This is a genomic window from Bacteroidota bacterium, from assembly GCA_039714315.1.
GTDB lineage: Bacteria > Bacteroidota > Bacteroidia > Flavobacteriales > JADGDT01 > JADGDT01.
The window spans coordinates 1-24,984 of sequence record JBDLJM010000009.1 but is presented as its reverse complement, the minus strand read 5'-3'; the positions used below and the strand labels follow the sequence as shown (position 1 = coordinate 24,984).

General features: G+C 32.7%; 23 protein-coding genes. 10 read left to right on the top strand and 13 right to left on the bottom strand.

Features of this window, described 5'->3' with window-relative positions; translation table 11 throughout:
• Window positions 1–190: 190 nt before the first annotated feature.
• Together ABFR62_02275 and ABFR62_02270 are read right to left on the bottom strand one after the other, a co-directional pair.
• Window positions 191–1,894 carry a glutamine--tRNA ligase/YqeY domain fusion protein gene (locus ABFR62_02275; protein MEN8137235.1) on the bottom strand — a complete coding sequence of 568 codons (1,704 nt, stop codon included), beginning with the start codon at window positions 1,892–1,894 and terminating at the stop codon, window positions 191–193.
• A gap of 371 nt (window positions 1,895–2,265) precedes the next feature.
• Window positions 2,266–3,069, bottom strand: coding sequence for a hypothetical protein (locus ABFR62_02270; protein ID MEN8137234.1), 804 nt, complete (start codon window positions 3,067–3,069; stop codon window positions 2,266–2,268).
• Between the two features lie 163 nt (window positions 3,070–3,232).
• Between ABFR62_02270 and ABFR62_02265 the strand changes: the two genes are divergently transcribed.
• From ABFR62_02265 to ABFR62_02250, 4 genes are all read left to right on the top strand, one after another.
• Window positions 3,233–3,826, top strand: coding sequence for an RNA polymerase sigma factor (locus ABFR62_02265; protein ID MEN8137233.1), 594 nt, complete (start codon window positions 3,233–3,235; stop codon window positions 3,824–3,826).
• A gap of 18 nt (window positions 3,827–3,844) precedes the next feature.
• Window positions 3,845–4,582 (top strand): hypothetical protein, encoded by a 738-nt coding sequence (locus tag ABFR62_02260; protein MEN8137232.1) that lies wholly within the window; start codon window positions 3,845–3,847, stop codon window positions 4,580–4,582.
• A 22-nt stretch (window positions 4,583–4,604) separates the two neighbouring features.
• Entirely contained in the window at window positions 4,605–5,870 is a 1,266-nt protein-coding gene (locus ABFR62_02255; GenBank protein MEN8137231.1) for an outer membrane beta-barrel protein, read from the top strand.
• Between the two features lie 140 nt (window positions 5,871–6,010).
• A complete protein-coding gene (locus ABFR62_02250) occupies window positions 6,011–6,310 on the top strand; it encodes a hypothetical protein (GenBank protein MEN8137230.1) in 300 nt (99 codons plus the stop codon).
• Between the two features lie 5 nt (window positions 6,311–6,315).
• On the opposite strand, the gene ABFR62_02245 is transcribed toward ABFR62_02250, so the two are convergent.
• The 4 genes from ABFR62_02245 to ABFR62_02230 all read right to left on the bottom strand — a co-directional run bounded on the left by ABFR62_02245 (window position 6,316) and on the right by ABFR62_02230 (window position 12,693).
• Window positions 6,316–7,932 carry a TrkA C-terminal domain-containing protein gene (locus tag ABFR62_02245; protein MEN8137229.1) on the bottom strand — a complete coding sequence of 539 codons (1,617 nt, stop codon included), beginning with the start codon at window positions 7,930–7,932 and terminating at the stop codon, window positions 6,316–6,318.
• 65 nt (window positions 7,933–7,997) lie between these two features.
• Window positions 7,998–9,614, bottom strand: a complete 1,617-nt coding sequence (locus ABFR62_02240; GenBank protein MEN8137228.1) for an aspartate:alanine exchanger family transporter — start codon at window positions 9,612–9,614, stop codon at window positions 7,998–8,000.
• Between the two features lie 283 nt (window positions 9,615–9,897).
• Window positions 9,898–11,397, bottom strand: coding sequence for a hypothetical protein (locus ABFR62_02235; GenBank protein MEN8137227.1), 1,500 nt, complete (start codon window positions 11,395–11,397; stop codon window positions 9,898–9,900).
• Between the two features lie 492 nt (window positions 11,398–11,889).
• A complete protein-coding gene (locus ABFR62_02230; protein ID MEN8137226.1) occupies window positions 11,890–12,693 on the bottom strand; it encodes an ion transporter in 804 nt (267 codons plus the stop codon).
• Between the two features lie 158 nt (window positions 12,694–12,851).
• Between ABFR62_02230 and ABFR62_02225 the strand changes: the two genes are divergently transcribed.
• Together ABFR62_02225 and ABFR62_02220 are read left to right on the top strand one after the other, a co-directional pair.
• Window positions 12,852–13,499 (top strand): peroxiredoxin, encoded by a 648-nt coding sequence (locus tag ABFR62_02225; protein MEN8137225.1) that lies wholly within the window; start codon window positions 12,852–12,854, stop codon window positions 13,497–13,499.
• Window positions 13,500–13,581: 82 nt separating this feature from the next.
• Window positions 13,582–14,088 carry a flavodoxin gene (locus ABFR62_02220; protein MEN8137224.1) on the top strand — a complete coding sequence of 169 codons (507 nt, stop codon included), beginning with the start codon at window positions 13,582–13,584 and terminating at the stop codon, window positions 14,086–14,088.
• A 68-nt stretch (window positions 14,089–14,156) separates the two neighbouring features.
• On the opposite strand, the gene hflX is transcribed toward ABFR62_02220, so the two are convergent.
• The 5 genes from hflX to panC form a co-directional block, all read right to left on the bottom strand.
• Window positions 14,157–15,368 (bottom strand): GTPase HflX, encoded by a 1,212-nt coding sequence (gene hflX, locus ABFR62_02215; protein MEN8137223.1) that lies wholly within the window; start codon window positions 15,366–15,368, stop codon window positions 14,157–14,159.
• Window positions 15,369–15,444: 76 nt separating this feature from the next.
• Entirely contained in the window at window positions 15,445–15,879 is a 435-nt protein-coding gene (locus tag ABFR62_02210; protein MEN8137222.1) for a hypothetical protein, read from the bottom strand.
• Window positions 15,880–15,964: 85 nt separating this feature from the next.
• The gene (locus ABFR62_02205) at window positions 15,965–16,978 is read right to left on the bottom strand and encodes a lysylphosphatidylglycerol synthase transmembrane domain-containing protein (GenBank protein MEN8137221.1); all 1,014 of its coding nucleotides are present in this window, start codon (window positions 16,976–16,978) and stop codon (window positions 15,965–15,967) included.
• A 175-nt stretch (window positions 16,979–17,153) separates the two neighbouring features.
• Window positions 17,154–17,501: an aspartate 1-decarboxylase gene (gene panD, locus ABFR62_02200; GenBank protein ID MEN8137220.1), complete on the bottom strand. Its 348-nt coding sequence runs from the start codon at window positions 17,499–17,501 to the stop codon at window positions 17,154–17,156.
• 114 nt (window positions 17,502–17,615) lie between these two features.
• Window positions 17,616–18,461, bottom strand: a complete 846-nt coding sequence (gene panC / locus ABFR62_02195; GenBank protein MEN8137219.1) for a pantoate--beta-alanine ligase — start codon at window positions 18,459–18,461, stop codon at window positions 17,616–17,618.
• A gap of 106 nt (window positions 18,462–18,567) precedes the next feature.
• Here panC and ABFR62_02190 point away from each other — a divergent pair, with 106 nt between their 5' ends.
• The 3 genes from ABFR62_02190 to glmS all read left to right on the top strand — a co-directional run bounded on the left by ABFR62_02190 (window position 18,568) and on the right by glmS (window position 22,958).
• A complete protein-coding gene (locus ABFR62_02190; protein MEN8137218.1) occupies window positions 18,568–19,383 on the top strand; it encodes a glycogen/starch synthase in 816 nt (271 codons plus the stop codon).
• Window positions 19,384–19,468: 85 nt separating this feature from the next.
• A complete protein-coding gene (locus ABFR62_02185; protein MEN8137217.1) occupies window positions 19,469–21,028 on the top strand; it encodes a DUF4270 domain-containing protein in 1,560 nt (519 codons plus the stop codon).
• Window positions 21,029–21,107: 79 nt separating this feature from the next.
• A complete protein-coding gene (glmS, locus tag ABFR62_02180) occupies window positions 21,108–22,958 on the top strand; it encodes a glutamine--fructose-6-phosphate transaminase (isomerizing) (protein MEN8137216.1) in 1,851 nt (616 codons plus the stop codon).
• A gap of 39 nt (window positions 22,959–22,997) precedes the next feature.
• Here glmS and ABFR62_02175 read toward each other — a convergent pair whose 3' ends face one another.
• Together ABFR62_02175 and arsB are read right to left on the bottom strand one after the other, a co-directional pair.
• Window positions 22,998–23,414, bottom strand: coding sequence for an arsenate reductase ArsC (locus ABFR62_02175; GenBank protein MEN8137215.1), 417 nt, complete (start codon window positions 23,412–23,414; stop codon window positions 22,998–23,000).
• Window positions 23,415–23,423: 9 nt separating this feature from the next.
• On the bottom strand, window positions 23,424–24,461 hold the full coding sequence (gene arsB, locus ABFR62_02170; protein MEN8137214.1) for an ACR3 family arsenite efflux transporter: 1,038 nt from the start codon (window positions 24,459–24,461) through the stop codon (window positions 23,424–23,426).
• A gap of 228 nt (window positions 24,462–24,689) precedes the next feature.
• On the opposite strand from arsB, the gene ABFR62_02165 reads away from it, so the two are divergent.
• On the top strand, window positions 24,690–24,984 hold a 295-nt coding region (locus ABFR62_02165), incomplete at its 3' end, for a 5-formyltetrahydrofolate cyclo-ligase (GenBank protein ID MEN8137213.1).

Genomic DNA, 24,984 nt, shown 5'->3' with positions numbered 1-24,984 from the left:
TGTAAGCGGACTTATCGTTAAATATAAGTACTGTTTTGAGGTATATATTGGACCATATAAATTTACGAATAAAAATAAAAAATCCGTGCATCATTGGCATATTACTTTGCCATGGATACACGGATTATTGATTATAATATTTTTAATAATGTGAATTCATAATTCAACATTATTCATTTATCATTCAAAATTATTTCCCTTTCTTAGCCCAGGAATCTCTAAGACCAACAGTACGGTTAAACACCAACTTATCGGCTGTAGAATCATTGTCAACCACAAAATATCCTTTGCGCTGAAACTGCATTCTGTCCTGTACTTTGGCATCCTTTAGGTAAGGCTCAACCTTAGCGGTAATAACTTCTAACGAATCGGGATTTAAGAATTCTTTAAAATCCTTGTCTTTGTGTCCGTCAGGATTTTCATCCATAAACAAACGGTCGTACAAACGAACCTCAGCATCTAAAGCGTGCTCAGCCGAAACCCAATGCAAAGTACCTTTAACCTTACGCATTGATTCTTCGGTACCACTACCCGATCTGGATTTTGGATCGTAAGATGCGTGAATAACAGTAATATTTCCGTCAGCATCTTTCTCAACACTTTCACCTTTTATAATGTAAGCGTTTTTCAAACGAACTTCCTTGCCTCCTAATTTCAGTCTGAAGAATTTCTTATTGGCTTGCTCCCTGAAATCTTCTCTTTCTATATAAATCTCTCTCGAAAAAGGAACTTTTCTGTATCCCAAACTCTCGTCTTCCTGAGAATTTTCGGCATCTAACCATTCTGTTTCTCCTTCGGGATAATTATCTATAATAACTTTTATAGGATCCAAAACTGCCATCACACGCGGAGCAGTTTTATTAAGATCGTTACGAACTGCATTTTCCAATACGGCAACGTCTATAATATTATTTCTCTTGGCAACACCAATTGTATCGGCAAAATCGCGAATCGACTTAGGTGTATAACCCCTGCGGCGCAAACCCGAAAGTGTAGGCATACGCGGATCATCCCATCCCGAAACTAATTTTTCTTCAACCAACTGCAATAATTTACGCTTACTCATAACAGTGTAGTTAAGATTTAAACGCGCAAATTCCGATTGTAAAGGTTGGTATTCATCTATCTTAATATGATCTACAAACCACTCATACAACGGACGGTGAATCTCGAATTCCAATGAACAAAGCGAGTTTGTAATTCCTTCAATATAATCAGACTCTCCGTGGGCCCAATCGTACATCGGGTAGATATGCCATTTATCTCCCGTTCTGTGATGCGGTGCATTTATAATACGGTACATCAATGGATCGCGCATGTGCATATTCGGGTGTGCCATATCTATTTTTGCACGTAAAACATGAGTTCCTTCTTCAAACTCACCGTTTTTCATCCTCTCAAACAAGTCAAGATTTTCCTCAACACTACGCTCACGGTACGGACTTGCACTACCCGGAGTTGTTGGCGTACCTTTTTGCTTTGCCATTTCCTCCGAGCTTTGCGAATCTATATAAGCTTTTCCCTTCTTTATTAATTCTTGTGCCCAGCTATAAAGCTGATCGAAATAATCGGAAGTGAATTTTGCCTCACCTTCCCACTCAAATCCGAGCCACTTAATATCTTCTTTTATAGCCTCAACGTACTCTGCATCCTCCTTTGCAGGGTTAGTATCGTCGAATCTAAGATTGGTTTTACCATTGTATTTTTCGGCAATTCCAAAACTCACACAAATAGCTTTTGCGTGACCTATATGCAAATATCCGTTAGGCTCCGGTGGAAATCTCGTTAAGATTTTTCCATCGTGCTTCCCTTCTTTTATCTCTTTTTCAACCAATTGTTCAATAAAATTCAGAGATTTCTTCTCCTCATTTTCATTTATGGCAGATTTATCCATGCTATACATTTATTTTTCAGGCTGCAAAGTTAAGAAATAGCTGTTAGATATTAGTATTTTTTATTAGGGTGGCATTTCGCCTGCCTGCGTGATGCAGTCAGGCAGGCGTGTTCCGTTATAGTTTTTGTATTTGTTTGTTTTCACTCTAATACCAAAAAGGAGCTTCTTATGTCGCTCTTTTTGGCACAGGTTCAATACAAACAAATCCAAAAAGCTGCCACTGCACCCGCGGCCACAAAAAAAAGCAAGCCTCCCGATTGAAGCTTGCTTTATCATAATATTTAATTTTATATTCTTTTAATAGTGATGAACACTGAACTACGGTCATTTAGCGGTTATCCCAGAGCTGTGGTTCCTGAGCGGAGCCAAAGCTACCATACCCATCCAATTCTCAATCCGCTTGTAAATGCTATTGGCACTTCCGACGGACCGGCAATAAACCCAAATGGCATTGGTCCTTCATTATCATCACCTCCTATTCCGTATCCAACACCGGCATAAAGATCAATCAATAACCCGTCATCTATTACCCACTGCTTTCCAAATTTTAAAGTCAGGGCTATTCCAAAGTTTGATTCTCTGTCACCATCTTCATAATAACCGGTATTATAATTATAATATCCACCACCGTCATACGACATAATTCTCATAGCCAGTTCCGGAGCAACATAAGCACCTTTCAATATATGAGAATAATGCATACGCGTCATATAATAATCGGGTTTTCTCATCATTTTATAAGCAACTTTTCCATAAGCACCTCTGGCGTTTAAATCATAATTATCTAAACCTAAACCAATAATTCCCAACGAAGTTTCCCACGATCTTCCTGGTTTGATATACTGCTCGTAAGTAAATGAGGTATGACCAAATATTGGTTCCAAAAATCCTATTTTAAATGCATGCTTACTCTGATTTGCATAATACTCCTCATCCATGAAAGTATCACTCTTTATAACAACAACCTCACCGGTAGCAAATTCAACCTTTTCTACCTTGGCATTATCAATACCGAATATCAGTTTTTCATTTCCTGAATAATAATATTTAACCTCATCAGCACCTAATTCGGTAACTTTACAGTTAATAACGTCACCGGTTTTTTTAATTATTTTGTCCTGGGCAAATGCAGAAACAGACAAAAACAATAATATAACAGTGATTAAATTCTTCATAATAAGTAGTTTAATTTTTTTATAAATCGTTTACAATATATAACATATAATCTATTATTTAACAACTTATGTACCACAAATGATTAATAACCAGTTATATATTTTATAAAACTCAGGCAACTTTTTATAACTTAAATCGTCTTACTATTAAAACAGGCCAAAATTGAAACTTTTTCGACTGGATAAATATAAAAACGAAGACAAACTTATCGAAGACTGTATTGCTGCCATACCACAGGCTCAAAAATACCTTTTCGATAAATATGCGGGAATTTTTCTTGCTGTTTGTCTCAGATATATCAGCGATTATCAAATTGCAGAAGATGTATTGATGGAAAGCTTTATGAAAATATATTCCAATCTGAATAAATTCAATAATAAAGGAAGTTTCGAGGGATGGATGAGACGAATAATTGTTAATGAAAGTATTTCATATTTGAGAAAAAATAAAAGTATACATCTCTCAACTGACAATATTCAGTTAATGGATGATGAGACAGAAATTGGAGAATCATCAGAAAATATAAGTGCCGACAAACTTATGAATCTGATTAATAAATTACCGGACGGATATAGAACTATATTTAATCTGTATGCGATCGAAGAATACAAACACAGCGAAATTGCAGAGATGTTAAATATAACGGAAAGTACCTCTAAATCACAACTTTTTAAAGCGCGTAGTATATTAAAAAAAGAAGTGAAAAAATTAGAATCAGTATCTGACGAATCTGTAATTGTAAGTATTTCAATATAAAAAAAATAAACCTGAGTCATGGATAATATAGATAAACTGTTTAAGGAAAAACTTAGGAATAACTCTATTAAACCTTCCTCTGATTTGTGGAATAAAATAGATGTACAACTCAGCAATGGAAAAAGAAACTCAAATAAAATATTTTATTTTAAGCTTGCGGCTGGGTTTGCCATTATAATAGCGCTTCTGTACCCTATTAGCAGTAATGTGGATGTTAACAATAATACTACTCTAAGTCCTTACAAAGCAACAGAAACTATAAGTACAGTAAAGACAATGCGCACATCGTCTCCTATATCATCTCAAAAATCAAAAATAATAAATACAAAAAGTGTTATTACTAAGAATTCACAAGGTATAAATCAGGTAAAGACGATGCACGCATCGTCTCAACTGGCATCATCTCAAAAATCAAAAATATTAAATACAAAAAGTGTTATTGCATTAAATTCACAGGGTATAAACCGCGTAAAAACGATGCGTGCATCGTCTCAACTCGCATCACCTTCGATCACCAAAATAAACAAAACAAAAGAATCAAACTTCATACAAACTTCTAAACAATGGATAAAAATTGAGGTAAATATCAGCCCGGAACAATTATTGTCAATGGCCGAAAATGAGAACGAAAAAGGACTGGCAGAATTATACACAGGAAAATTATTAAATAAAATAGAAAAAGAAACCAGTAATTTTATTACAGAAAATAACCTGCCTGTAACTAAAAACGACCTAATTAAAATTATTAAGAAATAATCATATTTAAAATATCAATACTATGAAATACCTATTAAAGCTAAAATTCATAATACTATCTGTTGCCCTGATATTTGGGGGATTGATAAATGCGCAGGAAGTAATTAACGAAAGTGAATTAGACAAGCGTAAAATAATGATTGATGACACTGTTACTGCCGAAGAACTAAAAAAGGCAATGAAACAGGCAAAAGAAGAAAGTGACAAAGTTATACGCGAAGAAACCGAAAAACTTAAACAGGAACTCAAACTTATTGAGGAAAAAGAAGCCAAAGGCGAAATAACCGGTGAGCAGGCTATCGAAGAAAAACAAAGAGCTGCCGAAGAAGCTTCAAAAAAGATAAATGAAGCCGGTAAAAATATTGAAGAACAGGCCAATATTATGCTTCAGGTACATGAAAAAGAACTCGAGGAGATAGAAGAAATAATAGAAGAAAATCAGGAACTTCTGGATAAAAACTATAGTGATCTGGAACGTCAGGCAATTATTCTGGAACTGAAAGCCGAGAAACTTCATAATCTTTCGGAAGAACTGGAAGAAGGAAAATACGATGATGATGATGATTTTTACGGTATTCGTATTTCGGACGATGAAGATAATATCGTTATTTCGTTTAGTGATAAATCTAAACACAAAAAATATAAACACCATAAAAAAAGAACGAGATTTAAATTCGATATTGATTTTGGATGGGATGGATTAGAAGACTATAAACATATTGAAGGTACAGCCGCTGAATATCCCGATTTTGATATGTGGCCTTCGATGTATTTTGGATTTTCTTTTAACGGAAAAACAAGAATGTTCAAAGAAAACAGTCCATTGCATATAAAATACGGACTGGGTTTACAGTGGAGTAATTACCGTGTAAAAGGAGATTATATATTAGAAAAAGTAAATGATCAACCAATGTATGTTGAAGATCCTTTTGGAAGAAACCTGGAAGTATCAAGAATAAGAAATCTGTATATGACAGCACCCGTAATGCTTCAGTTAGATTTTAGTAAACACCGTATGGACACAGGTTTTAAAATAGGTATTGGAGCTTATGGAGGTGTAAGATGGTATACCTGGCAAACGGTAAAATTTAAAGATGCCGATGGTGATAAAAACCTAATAACTAATAGAAACAAATACTATGTGAATCCGTTTAGCTATGGTCTGCAGGCCGAAATAGGATATGGTGCATTTAGTGTAGTTGGAAAATATGAGCTGTCACCATTCTTCGATGTTGACAATCCTTATGATTATCAGGTTTGGAATATAGGAGCCAAGTTTAGTTTTTAAATATTAAATAAAAAAGGGTTAAAGGGTGCTAAATAGTTTATCGCTCTTTGACCTTTAATATTTTTTTAAGATTCTTTAAGTTTTTTGTAACATTTTGAGTTTTAATACGTCATACAGATAGTTAGATAAAAATTAAAGTAATGAAAAGGGTAATAATTGCACTGCTATCATTTATAACAATTTTGATAATAGGTATATTCATAGCCAATCATGTTATAAACTCTAAAGTTGATTCCGGAATTCACAAAATAGAATTAGAGGAAAAAAACTCAAAAGTTATTGAAGTTTCTTTCGATAAAGAAAAAGACAGTATAAAAATAAATACACGAAATTCAAGTATTAGTAATTTCGAAAGAGAATATATTAGATCTGTCTACGATCTACTAAAATCTAACATTGATATTGAAAAAGGAAGTTTTCTGTTTAAACTTAGTAATTGATATTTCTATATCAACATCCCCATTAACTGTGCTATAACAATTATCAAAACCAATCCAAAAGGATATACCGCAGCATATGCAATTTGTGGAGCCTCACTGTCTGTAACTGTTTCAGCTACTGTAAGTCCGGGTGTAGAGTTCATCCCTCCTGATAAAGCTCCTAAAATAACCAGAAAATTCATATTAAAAATATATTTGGCTACAGCTACTGCAAGAACCATAGGAACTAAGGTTATAAAAAAGCTTACTGCAAATAATTTATATCCAAAAGAATCAATTGTATCAGATATTTGACTTCCAATTTCCAAACCTATTGGAATAAGGAAAAGTAACAGCCCCAAATGCCTTAACAGATGATTTGCCGGACCTGTTAAATTCCAAATAATCGGACCCGTTTTCCCCTTGTAACTGGTCAATATAGAAACAATAAGTACTCCACCCGTTAAACCTAAACTTATATCCAGTCCGAATAATGGAAAAGAAATACTTCCAAGTAATACTCCCAGTACTATACCAAGTGCAACAGGTAAAAAACTTGTTTCCGACAACTGTTTAATTTTATCTCCAAACATCTTTTTAAAGGCTCTGGAGTTTCCTTTAGGCGATGATACCATAATTTTATCACCATAACGGATTTTAATATCGGCATTTGGTGATATATCTAAACCTGACCTTCTTATTCTTGTTACGGTAGAGTTGTAATTAGACATCAAATTCAATTCTCTTAGAGTCTTAGAAACAACATTTTTATTAGTTACGACGTACCATTTTGATTCAAAATTTTTGTAACTCGGTATTTTTCGATCGGTAACTTTCCCGATAAGTATTTCCACTTTCTCAAGATCTTCTGTTTTACCAACCGCTTTAATAATATCACCACAATGTAAAGTAACTTTATCTGTTGGTATAACAAGTTCGCCATCGGCACGCATAATCCTTGCAACAGAACAATTTGTAAATTTTCTTACATCGATCTGTTTTAAGGATTTATTATTAATATTATCGTTAGAAACTTCAAAATGTCGGTTTAAAATAGAAGAAACTTTAGATTTTTTTTCACTTTCAATTTTATTTTCCTCAGCACTAATATCTATTTTAAATATTCTGTTACTGAACTTTACAAATACTAAAATAGTTACTATTCCTACCGGAAAGGCAATACCGTAACCTATTGTTACAAGAGGTGATGAAGATACTTCGCTTGCTGCAGCTAATCCTGACGCACTGGTAATAGCCCCGGTAAATAATCCCACGGCAAGATTTTTATCTATATCAAGCAGAGAGACGAGAAAATATGAAATTAAAGCTGCCGAAACTAATATTATACTTACCAATAAAAATATTTTATAACCATACGATTTGAATGACTCGAAAAATGAAGGTCCTGCCTGCATACCTATCGTATAAATAAACAGTACTAATCCAAAGCGATTTATCACTTCAGAAAATTGAAAGCTGATACCAAAAAAATGATAAATCCATCCTACAGTCATTGCAACAAAAATAACCGCCGATAAATCCAGACCTATTCCTTTTATTTTAATTTTTCCAATAGCAATTCCAATTGCCATTATTACAAATAAAATGAAATACTCTTCAGTAAGAAGTTCGTTTATTGACATTTTATAATCTTTAGAATCTTATTCTCTTTTAATCATTTCTCAGTATAAAACTAATGATAATACTTTTACAATATTCCCATTATTTCGGCAACCACAATTATCAACACCAACGCAAAAGGATATACTGCTGCATAGGCAATTTGAGGTGCATCAGATTCTGTTAAAGAGTCTGTAGCACTTAATCCGGGTGTTGAGGTCATTCCGCCCGATAAAGCTCCTAAAATAGATAGAAAATTCAATTTTAGTAAATATTTGCCAAAAATAATTGAAATTATCATAGGAATAATAGTAATAAGTGCACCGTAAACAAATAATATCATACCATTTTGGTCTATAGCCGAAATAAGGTTTTCTCCAGCTTTTAAACCTACAGGTGTTAAGAACATCAATAATCCAAATTGACGTAATATTTGATTTGCCGGACCGGATAAATTCCAAATTATAGGACCGGTTTTTCCTTTCCAGCTCAGTAAAAGAGAAGTTAGTAAAACTCCTCCGGTCAAACCTAATTTAAAATGTAATCCCCCTAAAGGAAAAGTTATTCCACCAATAAAAACTCCCAAAACAATACCAAAAGCAACAGGTAAAAAACTTGTTTCCCCTACTCTCTTCAAACTATCACCCATCAAATCAGTAATAGCAGAAACATTTCCTTTAGTACTCGAAATTAGAATTTTATCACCATAACGTATTTTAGTACTCGGACGTGGCGATAAATCAATACTAGACCTTCTTATTCTGGTTATTGTTGCATTGTAGTTTTCAAGAAGATTTAATACAGATATTGATTTATTAACAACATCTTTATTACTGACTACGTACCATTTTATTTCGTACAAACCACTACGCGGAATTTTATTTTCGGTTCTGTGTCCAATTAATACCTCTACCCTTTTTAAAGCATCTTCAGTACCTACAGCTTTAATCATATCGCCAGTTTGTAATACTGTTTCAGGAGTTGGATTTACAGATTCTTCATCAGGCTTCATTATTCTTGAAATATTAGCCTTAGTCATAAATCTGATATTGAGTTCCCGTATAGTTTTTCCGTTTACATTTTCGTTTGAAACAATGAAATTTCTATTTGAAATAGGAGGTGTATTAGATTCTGAACTTTTCTTAAAACTTTCTTCTTCTGCAGATATATCAATCTTAAATATTTTAGGACTGAGTTTCATAAACAGTATTACTCCAAGTACTCCAAAAGGATATGCTATACCATAACCAATTGATGCTAACGACGAATGTGAAGCTTCTATCGCCGCTGCTAAACCCGGTGTTGAAGTAAGTGCTCCGGTTAATAAACCGGTCATCATTGCCATATCAATATCATAGATGAATGAAATTGATATAGCCACAAGTGCTCCGCTTATTACAGTAATTCCGGCAAGAGCAATCAATTTAATTCCCTGTTCGCGAAAAGCGTTGAAAAACGAAGGTCCTGCCTGCATACCTATTGTATAAATAAACAATACTAATCCAATGCTTTGAATAATTGGAGGTAAATTAAATTCTATACCATAACTATTGTACAAAAACCCAAAAAATATTGCAACAAAAATAACAGCTGACAGATCAAAATATATTCCTTTATATTTAATCTTACCAATTGTTATCCCCAGACCGATTATTAAAAAAAGTACGAAATAGTCTGTAGTGATAAGTTCTTTTAAAATTTCCATAAAATGATAATAAAAATTAACCGGTTTGTTTGTTTTTTATAACAGTCGACAAATTTATACCTATATGATTTTATGACCTAAAAAAATTTTATGAGAAAATTCACCTATATAAGTTTATATATTTGTACTGGTTGTACATATTAAATTAATAACTAATTGAAATAATAATAGTTGCACAAATAATTAATATTACTTGTTACAGGTTTATTCTTAATTTAGTTTTTAACCAGCAACGAGCAACCAGTAACATTAGTAAATACACAACGAGCATATTTATCTACACTTACAACTCAACAGTCTCAATATTATCATACTTAACATCCACTCCTGCAGAATATTTAACTGTTAAAGTTTTTGCACCCTGCTCGTTATAATAATTCCAATCTCCCTGTTTTAATCCCGATTCAAAGTTACCTTCCACTTTTATGATACCGTTATCGTAGTAATATTTTACATCTCCGTCTCTAAGTCCTTCATAAAAATATGTTTCAGATACTATTTTATCATTGGTAATATGAATTTGTTTCCAGTTACCTGTTTTCATCCCCTCTTCATATCCTCCTTCATGCCTGTATTTATCAGTTATATAAAACCACTCACCTTCTTTTTGCCCTTCTATATATTCACCTTTAGCCACAATATTTCCAGACCTGTCGTACTCTACTGATTCTCCTTCTTCTTTTCCGTTAATAAATCCTTCAAGTCGCAATATATTTCCATCATCATAATACCAGGTCCACTCTCCTATTGCTTTTCCGCTTTTATAACTGCCAAGCTGTTCAACTTCACCGTCTTCGAAGAAAAACTTCCAAATCCCATCCTTTTTTCCGTCTACAAATTTTCCTTCAGACTTCTTTTCACCACTCATAAAGAACTCTGTCCAAACCCCCTGACGTTTACCTTTTTCATCGAGTAAACCGCCTTTGGCTACAACTATTCCCAGTTTGTATAAAACTGTTGAATTCGTTTTACCACTAGCGTCAAATTCCTGATGAACACCATCCGGAACACCATTTCTGTAACTTTTATAGCTTTTTAACTTTTTATCGGAATAATAAGTTCTTTTCACTTCTAATTTTGCGGTTTCAATAGCATCTTCCTGAATTTCACCATTGATATATTTTGTAGTTTTTACAAGATTTCCCTTTTTATCATACGTTTTGAAATAACCGTGTTTTAAGCCGTGTTTATATGTTCCCTGGAGTGTTACCCTCCTATCGTCATCAAACCAAACCCAGAGGCCGTGTTTATCGTTTTTAACGTCACTTCTGTTTATCCTCTGTGTTCTGCTCAATACTCCGCTGCTATACGATTCAATTGTAATAATATTACCGATGGTATCGAATTCATATCCTTTTCCGAAAATTTCGTTATTCACATAATTCACTTCATAGTTAATCTTTCCATCGGGATAATACCTATACGATTTACCTTCTTTAATATTTTTTACAAAGTCTACACTTTCAAATAAAACTCCCTGTTTATAAAATTTTTCTTCACCTTCGCGTATTCCGTCTTTATAATTTATCTCCTGAGAAATAAATCCTTTTGTATCATAAAATTTCCACAACCCGTCTAACTGGTAAAAGTTTCTGTTACCTTCTGACTTCAATTTTCCGTTTTGGTAATAAGTTTTCCAATATCCGTCGGGTTTACCGTTACGTAAATAACCTTCACTGGAAAGAGTACCGTCTTTGTAATAAAATTTAGTGATAGAATCTACCTGTGAAAATATAGAAGAAACAAATAGGAAATTGAAGAGTAGCAAAAAGGAATACTTCATATTATATATATATTATTCTTTTATTAATTAAATAAATATAATGATTATAATGTGCTGTTGATACCGAGTAAAACTTTTATAAAAGTAGTTTGTATTTTTCAATTATTAAATACTATTAACACTAAAATAAGCTATTGTTAAATTTAAAGAGCAGAAAATCAATAGTTTTTTATACTTATTAACAGAGCTGTTAATATCGGTTTTAATAGTTATTAATTAATAAAAAGTATTAATCGTAATTGTTAATTACTGTTGATAACTTGTAGATTGTTTATTATAAAAAAGTGAGTTTTCAAATTGGATTTCTGAAATATAATTACAAGCAATTTTTTGTTTGAAAAATGCAAATTTAATTTTCACAATCTCTTTACAAGTTTTTAACATACTCTCATTTTTTTATGTTAAAAAATGGGGTGTTTATTTTCAGTTAATTAGCATAGTTATTAACAATGGTGTTAATAGTTGTTTTTAAACTGTTGCGTCAGTTGTTAATTACAGTTTATTTCCGCATTTTTTACAATAAATAGCGTTAGAATCGTGATCTTCACTCATACATGACGGACAAACCTGTGTAGAATAATGATCATCTTTTTTGTGTGTTGAAATCTCGCTGGTAATAATTCCTGTTGGTACCGCTATTATTGAATAACCAATTATCATTACCATACTCGATATAAACTGTCCTAAATCTGTTTGGGGTGATATATCGCCGTATCCTACTGTTGTAAGCGTTACAATAGCCCAGTAAATACCACGTGGAATAGATGTAAAGCCATTTTCTTCACCTTCTATCATATACATAAACGATCCGACTATAATAACTATCATTATTACACCAAAAAGGAATACGCTAATTTTTGGCAGTGAAGCTCTCAGAGCTTTTATAATTATTGATCCTCCGTGAATATATCTGCTCAGTTTGAATATCCTGAACATTCGCAGAAGCCGCAGTGATCTTAATACCATAAATGCGTGTCCTCCTGATAAAAATATTCCAATATAAGTAGGCATTATTGATAATAAATCTATTACACCAAAAAAACTTTTGGCATAACTTATAGGTTTAGGCGAAATTAATAATCTTAAAATATATTCTACAGTAAATATTATTGTTAATATCCATTCAGAGTAAAGCAGAATTTCGTGATAATTATATTCTATTTCCTTAACACTGGATAACATAATCAGTACTAAGCTTAATATAATGGCTATCAGTAAAACAATATCAAAAACCTTACCCGATTTTGTATCTGCTTCAAATACCACTTCGAATAACTTTTTTTTCAGAGTTGACATATTAGAAAGTATAGTTAGTTTTTATCTATTGTATTTTTTAACTAAATAAATTTTAATTATAATACAATATATAGTAAATATAGTAAATCGATAATACATAACGATTGTCTAAGTAAATTTGTATCAACAAAATCGATAAACATATAAAATTTATTATTATGGGAAAAAAATATAGCATGCCTCGGATTGGAGATAAAGCTCCGAATTTTAAAGCAAAAACAACAAAGGGAGATATTGAATTTCATGATTACGCAACTGATAAATGGGTTGTAATGTTTTCGCATCCGGCTGATTTTACACCTGTTTGTACTACTGAAATGACTGGTTTTGCTCAGCGTAAGAGTGAATTTGATGCACTAAATACCGAACTTATCGGATTGAGTATTGACAGTATACATTCTCATTTGGCCTGGGTTAATAATGTAAAAGAGAAAACAGGAGTGTATTTCGATTTTCCGATTATTGCCGATCTGGATATGAAAGTTTCCAAAAAATATGGAATGCTTCAGCCAAATGAACATGAAACGGCAGCAGTAAGAGCTGTTTTCTTTATTGATCCGTCAAAGAAAATCAGATTAATAATGTACTACCCTCTTAATGTTGGAAGAAATATGGATGAAATTCTTAGAGTTCTTGAAGGTTTACAACTTTCTGATGAGCATAAAGTAGCGCTTCCTTTAAACTGGAAAAAAGGTGATAAGGTAATAGTTCCTCCTCCTGCAAATTTGGATGAAATGAATGAGAGAATTAGCAATGAAGCCTACGAAGATAAAGTTGACTTTTATCTGATGAAGAAAAAGATCTAATTTTTTTAAAGAGGAGTTTAGTTTTAATCTCTGCATAGTCTGATTAGTCTTTAACTTCTCTTTTATTAATAAATATAGAATAATGGAAAACATAGTTATATTATACGGATCAACCACCGGAAATACAGAAGAAGTAGCGACAAAAATACAAGGTGAATTTGGAGCCGAAATAGCAAAGGTTTTTAACGTAACTGATGTTAATCTAGATGATCTTAAAGATTTTTCAAATATTATTTTAGGAACTTCTACCTGGGGATCCGGTGAAATGCAGGATGATTTTGAGACTTTTGTTGAAGAGTTTGATAATATAGATTTCAGCAGAAAGAAAGTTGCTTTATTTGGTCTTGGGGATCAGGATTCACACGGTGATACTTTTTTGAATGGCCTTGCCGAGCTTTATAATAAATTAGTTGAAAAAAATGCAGATGTAATCGGTAAAACTTCGTGTGAAGGATATGAATTTGAAGATTCAGAAGCTGTGATTGACGGTAAATTTATTGGAATGGCTATTGATGAAGATAATCAAAGTGATTTGACAGATGAAAGGGTAAAGAATTGGACTGTAGAATTGAAGAAACAGTTTTTATAGAATTTGATAAAGCCACAGATTAGAGGATTAAATTAATCTGTGGCTAATAAATATTTAACAGTAAAAGGCTATTCGTCTTCTACCTCGTAATTTTGATACAAAAAGTCGTTATACGGAAAACGTGTAATATGTACTTTTCTAATTTCGTTGTACATCAGTTTTTTAAGATTATCAACATTCTCTTTTTCGGTAGCAGAAATAAAAATAACCTTATTGCCCATTTTGGCCATCCAGGTTTTTTTCCACTCTTCCAGAGTGTAATTTTCTTTTGTATGCTCTGTTAAATCATCTTCCTTTTTTTCAACGTATGTGTAGTTATCAATTTTGTTGAAAATAAGTATTGTTGGTTTATCATTACTTTTTATTTCAGCTAAAGTTTTATTAACCGACTCTATATGTTCTTCGAAGTTTTTGTGCGATATATCAACTATGTGCATGAGCATATCTGCTTCTCTAACCTCATCAAGAGTCGATTTAAAAGATTCAACCAGTTGAGTTGGCAGTTTGCGGATAAATCCAACAGTATCGGTTAGTAAAAATGGTAAATTTTCTATTACAACTTTACGAACAGTAGTATCTAAAGTGGCAAACAGTTTATTTTCTGCAAAAACATCAGATTTACTCAACATGTTCATCACAGTTGATTTACCAACATTTGTATACCCTACCAGAGCAACTCTAACCATTTTACCACGGTTTTTTCGTTGCACTTCCATTTGTTTGTCGATAGTTTTCAACTTCTTTTTTAGCAGTGTAATACGGTCTCGAACAATACGACGGTCGGTTTCTATTTCGGTTTCACCCGGTCCTTTCATACCAATTCCCCCTTTTTGTTTCGAAAGGTGGGTCCACATCTTTGTTAATCGGGGTAATAAATATTGATATTGTGCAAGTTCTACCTGTGTTCTGGCGTAAGATGTTTGAGCTCTCTGAGCAAAAATATCCAAAATAAGATTAGTTCTGTCCAGAATTTTTACTTCAATTATTTTCTCAATATTTCGCAATTGTGCCGGAGATAACTCATCATCGAAAATTGCAATATCAATTTCGTTTTCTTCAATAAACTTTTTTAGTTCGTCCATTTTTCCGGATCCCAAAAAGGTTTTTGGATTTGGTACCTGAAGTTTTTGTGTTATTCTACCATAAACTTTTGCACCCGCAGTAGTCGCAAGAAATTCAAGTTCATCGAGATATTCTTTCGAACGCTCATCGTTTTGCTGATTAGTGATAATTCCAATCAACACAGCCTTTTCGTATACTATTTCGTTTAATTCAATCACCTTTAATAATCAAAAATTATTAATTCAACATTCACAATTCACCAACTTGTCCTGAGCTAAGTAGAAGTATTCAACATTAATGTTGTGCCCATTCGCTCCATGGAATTCTTGATAATATCAAGATAAATCCTAAAATATAAAAGACAAGTATTTTATTAAATTTAGTTGTATCTGCCGTAGCTTTTTTCGCTTTAATAAATCCTATTGTAATTAATAAAGAACCAATTATCATCATCAAAGGATGTTCCACAGCAAATAATCTAAGTGTTGTATCTTTCATAGCAGAACCAAAATCCTGCATCGCACTTTGAGTAATTTTAGAAATCATATAAGATACTAATCCTAAGATTATTTGTATATATACTGCAATAAGTGAATAAAGCGATAATTTTTTATCTATAAAACCAAAATCCCTTTTCATAAGAATACCTATTACTGCATTAATAATAGTAATTAGAAGCAGTATTAAAGTAATTAAAGCCCAATTAGAGTGATTTGAAATAAAATCCATTGTTTATATATTATAAGGTTATATTTGGTTTTTATATTTTTATTAAAATTACATAATTGCAACAATTTCAAATAAAATAATTTCACTAATTTTTAATTAAATTATTTTGATTTAATCTTTTTTGTTTTACAATTGAAGTCATAATAATAGCTATTGGTCCCGAAATTAAAGCAACCATAGTTTGAGTTGAATGCACAATTATTGCAAAACTTCTACCGGTATCTGTTGATATACCCAATAAGCTTAATCCTATCATTACCGCACCGTGATAAGCCCCTAAACCTCCGGGAACAGGAGCTACCATACCTAAGGCACCAACTGCCATAATAAATAATCCATCGGATATAGTAAGATTACTCGTTTCGGGCATTGCAAAAAATACAACATATACCATCATATAATACATAAACCATATAAATAATGTATGAGCAATAAACATACCTTTATTTTTCATATGTTTTATGGTTCCTATTCCCTCTTTAATACCTAATAAGAAAGATCTGATTTTATCGTATAAAGTTGTTTTTTTTATACTGTTTCTAAGTACAACAGCTACTACAATTAGTATAACTATTGTAATGGCAAAGTATAATAAAAATGAAGAATCTTCGCCTGAACTACCACTTTTTTGACTTATAGCTGTATTGAAAAAATTTATAAGATCTTCATATCTTACTATTACTGTTAAAAAAATTAAAGACAACAATAAAATCATGTCAATTATTCTTTCTATAACAATGGTTCCTAAAAGTTTGTCTACAGGAATTCCTTCCGACTGATTTAAAGAAGTTGCTCTGGCTACTTCTCCTGCTCTTGGTAAAGCCAGGTTTGTAAAATATGTAATAGAAACTGAATTAATAGCATTAATTGCTTTGGCCTTGTAACCCATAGCCTCAATTAGCTGAAGCCATCTGTATCCGCGTGAAATATAAGCTGCATAACCCATTACAAATGAAAGTATAATCCATTTGTAATCTGCTTCTTGTAAGTCGGTGAGCATTTGTTTGGGATCCGCATCTTTGAATACAAGATAAATCAGTGCTATCCCAATCAGGAAGAAAAGAGAATACTTTATTGTACTTATTAGTTTCTTATTCATCCAAAGTATTTTTTATATATCGGGTTGATGTAACGTTTTTGCGAATATAATCTGTATTATACAGACAAACAGGAATTATCAATAAAAATTGAGATAAATTCCTGTTCGTAATATTCTTTATAAAATATCTGTATTAAACTGTTTTTCTAAAATAGAAACAATTTAATATCTAAAGTTATAGGCTATTGTCCTCTTCGTTAGGGAAAACTAACCATGGTTTAAAATTCTTAGCTTCTTCAAAATCCATACCTGCATAAGATATGATAATAATGATGTCGCCTTTTGCAACTTTACGTGCAGCAGGACCATTCAGGTTTATTTCACCACTTCCTCTTTCACCTCTAATTGTGTAAGTAACAAGTCTTTCACCATTGTTAATATTAACAATATGAACTTTCTCACCTTCAATAATATTAGCAGCATCCATTAAATCTTCATCGATCGTGATACTTCCTATATAATTAAGGTCAGCCCCGGTAACAGTAACTCTATGAATTTTAGATTTTACAACCTCAACGTTCATTTCAGATAGATAAATTTAGTTATGTTTTATTTTAGGTGTAATTAAAAAACGTTTAAAAGTCTTTTATTTACTTTACATCATACCAAAAAGGTATTTTTGTCGGAGCAAAAGTAATTAAAATAGTTTTATATTATCAATTAATCTGATATTCTGCGCAAAAACGGCAATGAACGCTCTGAAATTGTTATGTAACTGGAAATCAGACGTTTTACCGAGTGTTTTTTCATTTCTTATTTCAAAATATTCCAAATCAAATAAATCATTATTGGCGAATGATTCATTTATAAATTCATAAATTTCATCTACTGATTTATTTTTTGAAAGATCAGATGCCTTTTTTAATGATTTATAAATGAAAGGAGCATCCTTTCGGTGTTCAGGAGTAAGTCGTACATTTCTTGAACTCATTGCCAAACCGTCATCTTCTCTTACAATAGGACAAGCTACAATATTTACGGGAAGATTTTTTATTTCTACCATTTTCCTGATAATCTGTAATTGCTGAAAATCTTTTTCTCCAAAGTATGCATTATCAGGAATTACAGTATCAAAAAGTAATTTAACTATTGTTGCAACACCATCAAAATGTCCTTTTCTGTGTTCGCCTTCCATTACCTTGTCTAAGGTGCCAAAGTCATATTTCTCAGATGATATATCATTTCCGTAAATTTCTTCTACACTAGGAAGAAAAACCACTTCAACACTAAAATCTTCCAGTAATTTTAGATCCTCACCGGTATTGACAGGATATTTTTTTAAATCTTCAGGATTGTTAAACTGGGTAGGGTTTACAAAAATGCTAACAACAGTAATGTCGTTATCTTTTTTTGAATTTTCAACCAACGAAATATGACCCTTATGTAACGCTCCCATGGTTGGAACAAAACCAATAGATGATTTATTTGTTTTTTGGGTTAACAGATAATTATTTATATCTGTTTTTGAATTGAAAATATGCATATTACGTTGGTTTAATTTGGCAAAGCTAATACTAATACTATTATAAATAGGATACTTTTTGTACTTTTGCGTGCTAAATTATACGAATTAATTTCATTTTTCATATATGAAAAAAAGAAGAATACTATACGTATCGTCAGAAGTAACACCTTATCTTCCTGAAAATCAAATATCTACAATGTCTTTGGAAGCGCCAAAGAAGATGAATGAATTGAATAATGAAGTTAGAATATTCATGCCTCGTTATGGAGCTATCAACGAGCGTAGGCATCAATTACATGAAGTTATTCGTTTATCAGGGATGAATTTGGTGGTTAACGATATGGATCAACCATTGATAATAAAAGTTGCCTCTATTCCAAAAGAGCGTCTTCAGGTATATTTTATTGATAACGAAGAATATTTTAAAAGGAAAGCAATTGTTGCCGATGAAAAAGGTAAATTGTTTGAGGATAATGATGAGAGAGCAATATTTTTTGCAAAAGGAGTATTGGAGACTGTTAAAAAATTGAACTGGTCACCCGATGTAATTCATGTTAGCGGATGGATGGCAAGTTTACTTCCTATGTACGTAAAAACTATTTATTCCGATGATCCTACTTTTGCAGACAGTAAAATAGTTACATCGGCTTTCAATTATGGTTTTAGCGCTGAGTTGAACAGCAAACTGATAGATAAAATTAAGTTTGACGGTATATCTGATGATAGATTAAACTTAATAGAAACTCCAAGTTTAGACAATCTTACTAAACTGGCTATGAGTTTTTCTGATGGTATTGTTAGAGCAGGCGATGTATTATCGGAAGATATAAATGACTTTATGGAAAAGTCTGATTTACCGGTGTTACCTTTCCATGATGTAGATGTTTTTGCAGAACCTTACAATAATTTCTATCATAACGAAGTTTTAGAAGAAAACTAAATAGGTTCTAACCATATAGCTTATGTAGTTTATTATCGATAATAATTAAGATAGTAAACTGCTATGATAATTTTTTAATACGCGAATGAGTCAAAAATCAATAATAAAAATAGCCAAAGGACTGGCTATTTTTTCAATTTTGTTTGTAATTACAATTGCATGTAAGAAGGATGTAAACGATATCGGATCTGATTTTCTGGAAGGAGAAAAGTTTGAAACCGGTATTTTTCGAGGAACAAAATTGTTAGCTTTTACTTCTCAAAATGAAAAAGTAGTTAGCAGCAGGTCATCTCTTAATTTATTGGGAGCTTATAAGGATAACGTCTTTGGAACCACAATATCTTCTTTTGGAGCACAGCTTGGTTTAGGTAGTACGAATCCTGATTTTGGAACAAATCCTAAAATCGATTCTGTAATTTTGACTATGCCTTATCTTGGCAAGGAAGATACAAAAACAGTAAAAGATTCTGATGGAAATGATTCTATAGTAAGCTTTATAAATTACGTTACAGATTCAGTTTACGGTGATGCATTGATGCCTATGCATATTCAGATTTCAGAGATGAATAAATTTATGCATCCCGATACTACTTATTACTCGAATGTTGATTTACCGACTGTAGGTTCACCATTATATGAGGATCAAAATTTTATAGCTAATTTTAATGAAATATCTTTATTATCGTATTTGTATGACGATGAAGGAAATGTTGATTCTACTATAGTAACAACCTTACCTGCAGCTTTTAGAGCTCATTTGGATAAGGATTACTTCCAATCTAAGATTATAGATATGCAGGGGAGTTCGGTACTAGATAATAATTCAAACTTTATCAGTTATATGAATGGTTTGGTTTTTAATACTACAAGTACTGATGGCGCAATATTTTCATTCAATTTGCTCAGTGGTACTTCGATAGAAATATTCTATACTAATGAAGATCTTGATGATGAAGGGGAAGCTCTACCTCAGCAACGATTCAGTTTGTATTTTGGAAGTAACTATGCAAGAGTAAATAAATATGAATTTGACAGGTCAACAATCACCGATCCGGGATCTACTCTATTGGCACAGTTGGCCGGAGATACCTTAGAAGGGTCAGATGCAATATATTTACAGGGAATGTCGGGGCTTGAAGGAAATATAAAGCTTTTCTCGGACGAAGAACAATTACAGGCTTTAAGAGACTCTAATTGGGTTATTAATGAAGCATCTTTAACTTTTAGAGTTACAGAAAATAAGGAGTCTGCAGTTTCAGTACCTTATAAACTGTATATATTTAACAGAGATTCAATTGACGGAGGAGATTGGAGAATAATTGACGAGTACAGAGATCAGCTTGCATTTGGCGGATCGATGAGAGAAGATCCATATATGTTTGGTGGAGATAACAGATACTACAAGTTTAGAATAACGGGTCTTATTCACGAATTATTGAATGGAAAAACAGAACAAACTGTTGAAGGTGTTGATAGTCAGGTGTATCCGTATAATTACCCGATCAGACTTATATCTGTTTCAGGAACAGAAAGTACTTCTCGTGTTAAATTAAATTCTAATATAGTAGACGGTAATAATCCTGATGTGAAAAATTTGAGATTAGAAATTAAGTATAGCAAAAAGAACAGTGAAATAGAAGAGTAATCATAGTAACAATTCGCTAAAATCATAGGGAGTGCAGACCCTGTGATTTTATTTAAAGCGAACCCAAAACAATTATTATATGTGTGGAATTGTTGGATATATTGGCGAACGCCAGGCTTATCCTATTATAATTAAAGGATTGAAGCGATTGGAATATCGTGGATACGACAGTGCAGGAGTAACTCTATATAACAATGAGGAGATTACTCTTGTAAAAAAACAGGGAAAAGTAGTTGATCTGGAAGAAAAAGCTAAAGACTTTAACACAAATGGTGTTATTGGTTTAGGTCATACCAGATGGGCGACTCACGGAGAACCTAACGATGTAAATTCTCATCCTCATACCTCAAATTCAGGTGATTTAGTTTTAATTCACAACGGAATTATTGAAAATTATGCTTCAATAAAAAAAGCATTGATCGATAGGGGTTTTGTATTTCACAGTGATACTGATACCGAAGTACTTGTAAATCTTATTGAAAATGTAAAGAAAGTAGAAAACGTATCCTTAGGGAAAGCTGTAAGTAAGGCTTTAACACAGGTAGTGGGTGCTTATGCAATTGCAGTTTTTGACAAAAACAGACCTGAGGAAATCGTAGTTGCCAAGCTTGGAAGTCCGTTGGCTATTGGAATAGGAAAAGATAATTCTGAATTTTTTATTGCCTCCGATGCATCACCTTTTATAGAATTTACAAAGAACGCTGTTTACCTCGAAGATGATGAAATGGCAGTAATCAGAAGAGGTCGCGATATAAAAGTTAGAAGTATAAAAGATGATTCCTTAGTTGATCATTATATTCAGGAATTGCAGTTAGATATCGAGCAGATCGAAAAAGGAGGGTTCGATCATTTTATGATCAAAGAGATTTACGAACAACCTAATGCAATTACCGATACTCTCAGAGGACATTTACTTGCTGAAGAAGGAAATATTTACCTTTCAGGGATAAGTGATAATTTGGAGAAATTTCAAAATGCAAACCGTATCATTATGGTTGGTTGCGGAACTTCGTGGCATGCAGGTTTGGTTGGAGAGTACTTATTTGAAGACTTGGCCAGAATACCGGTAGAAGTAGAATACGGATCAGAATTCAGATATCGCAATCCAATAATCACCGAAAAAGATATAGTTATAGCAGTTTCCCAATCAGGAGAAACAGCCGACACTTTAGCTGCTATTAAAATGGCTAAGTCGAAAGGAGCTTTTGTTTACGGAATTTGTAATGTTGTTGGTTCTACAATTGCCAGAGAATCTGATGCAGGTACATATACACACGCAGGACCCGAAATAGGAGTAGCATCTACCAAGGCATTTACTACTCAGGTAGCTGTGTTGGCTATGATGGCAATGAAGCTGGGTAAGGAAAACGGATCTATTTCAGAAAGCAGATATCATAATTTACTTCAGGAGTTGGAAATGATACCCGCTAAAGTTGAAGATTCTTTAAAAAGTGATGCTCAGATTCGACAAATTGCCGGGGTTTACAAAGATTCGCCAAACTTCTTGTACTTAGGAAGGGGATACAACTTCCCTTCGGCCCTTGAAGGTGCTTTAAAACTTAAAGAGATATCCTATATCCATGCTGAGGGTTATCCAGCAGCAGAGATGAAACACGGACCTATCGCATTGATCGATGAGCAAATGCCGGTAGTAGTAATTGCTACGAAAAAAGGTCATTACGAAAAAATTGTTTCCAATATTCAGGAAATAAAATCCCGTAAGGGAAAAATTATCGCTATTGTTACCGAAGGCGATGAGGTTATTAAAAGTATTGCCGATTATGTTATTGAAATTCCGGAATCTGCTGAGGAATTTTCAACTATAATGTCTACAATACCTCTGCAATTATTGTCATATCACATTGCAATAATGCGGGGTTGCAACGTTGACCAGCCACGTAATTTGGCTAAATCGGTAACGGTGGAATAAAAAAAATGAGGTTGACTGTTAAGTCAACCTCATTTTTTTTTACATATCAAGACCTGAATAGAATTTATAAAAGTCTCTTTTTATCTCATCTCTGATTCTTCTGAATTCAGATAATACAAATTCATCACTTCCGGTGGCTTCAGCCGGATCATCGAAACCTATGTGAACAGTTTGTTTAACTTTACCTGTAAACGTCGGGCAGGCTTCCTGAGCTCCACTACAAACAGTAATTACATAATCGAATTCTTCTTTGAGGAATACATCTACATTTTTTGGATATCCTTCTGTTATATCTAAACCAACTTCCTGCATTACCTTCACAGCCAAAGGATGTACTTCACCACTTGGCTCTGTTCCCGCAGATACAACTTCCAACTTTTCATCGAAAGATTTAAAAAATCCTTCTCCCATCTGACTTCTACAGGAATTACCTGTACATAATACCAGTATCTTCATAATCATTATTTATACTATATTATAATATTTCTTCTTCAACCAAAGAGCCACATTAACAAGTCCTATAAGTACAGGAACTTCAACCAAAGGGCCTATTACCCCTGCAAAAGCCTGCTGCGAACTTATTCCGAATACTGCAATAGAAACAGCTATTGCAAGCTCAAAATTGTTTCCTGTAGCAGTAAATGCTATTGATGCATTACGCTTATAATCTATACCTAATTTTTGCGCTGCAAAAAAACTTATAAAAAACATTAATACAAAATAAATTATCAGTGGCGTAGCAACTTTTAATACATCGAAAGGAATTTCAACTATCAGTTCACCTTTGAGGCTAAACATCAAAATAATTGTTGCTAACAGGGCGATCAAAGTTATTGGTGATATTTTTGGAATAAATTTTTGTGTATACCATTTTTCGCCTTTAGATCTTACCAGAATAATTCTGCTTAAAAAACCTGCTAAAAATGGGATACCTAAATATATTAATACACTTTTGGCAATATCGGCTATCGAAATATCAATTTCATACGATTCTAAGCCGAAATATTTTGGCAGAACCGTGATAAATAACCATGCCAGGAAGCTGTAGGTGAATATCTGGAAAATACTGTTCAGGGCAACCAAAGCAGCACCGTATTCCTTGCTCCCTCCGCCAAGGTCGTTCCATACCAAAACCATAGCTATGCATCGTGCTAAACCTATCAGTATAACACCAATCATATAGCCCGGTTCATCTCTTAGAAATATAATAGCCAGAAAAAACATTAATAATGGCCCGACAATCCAATTCATTAAAAGAGAAAGCGACATTGCCTTTTTGTCCTTGAAAACAGTTGGCAGTAAAGAGTAATTTACTTTCGCTAATGGCGGATACATCATCAAAATAAGTCCTATAGCTAATGGTATATTTGTTGTTCCTATAGACATAGATTCACTTATCTTAGAAATATTTGGGAATATTACTCCCAAAGCAATACCAATAGCCATGGCGAAGAATATCCAAAGAGTTAAATAACGGTCTAATAGTTTTAATTTCACCTTCATATTGAGTTAGTTTTAAATATTTCACGCAAAGGCGCAAAGAAAAAACATGCAAAGAGCGCAAAGTGTTATTAGCTAATAAGCCTATTTTCTATAAATTACCATTAAACAACATAAAGCCATTATTTTTGGATATAGACAAAGTTACAGCTAAAAGATATTTATCATCGTGATTTTTAAATATTTAAACATATCTTTAAACTCCTAACAATCGCTTAACATTGGTAAATAATGAAGAAGTCTGATCTCAGAAAAAAATATGCAGGTTTAAGAAAAAAATTAAGTTCTTCTGATATTAAAAAATTAAGTCAGGATATTTTTAATAATTCTGAAAAGCTTAATATTTGGGATAAGGAAAATTTCCATGCTTTCCTGACCATAAAATCTAAAAAAGAAATAGACACCTCCATTATTGTTAATAGCCTTTGGGATAAAGAAAAAAATGTATTTGTCTCTAAAAGTAATTTTGATACAAATACTTTGGAGAATTATAAATATTCTAAAAGCACAAAACTTAAGGTTAACA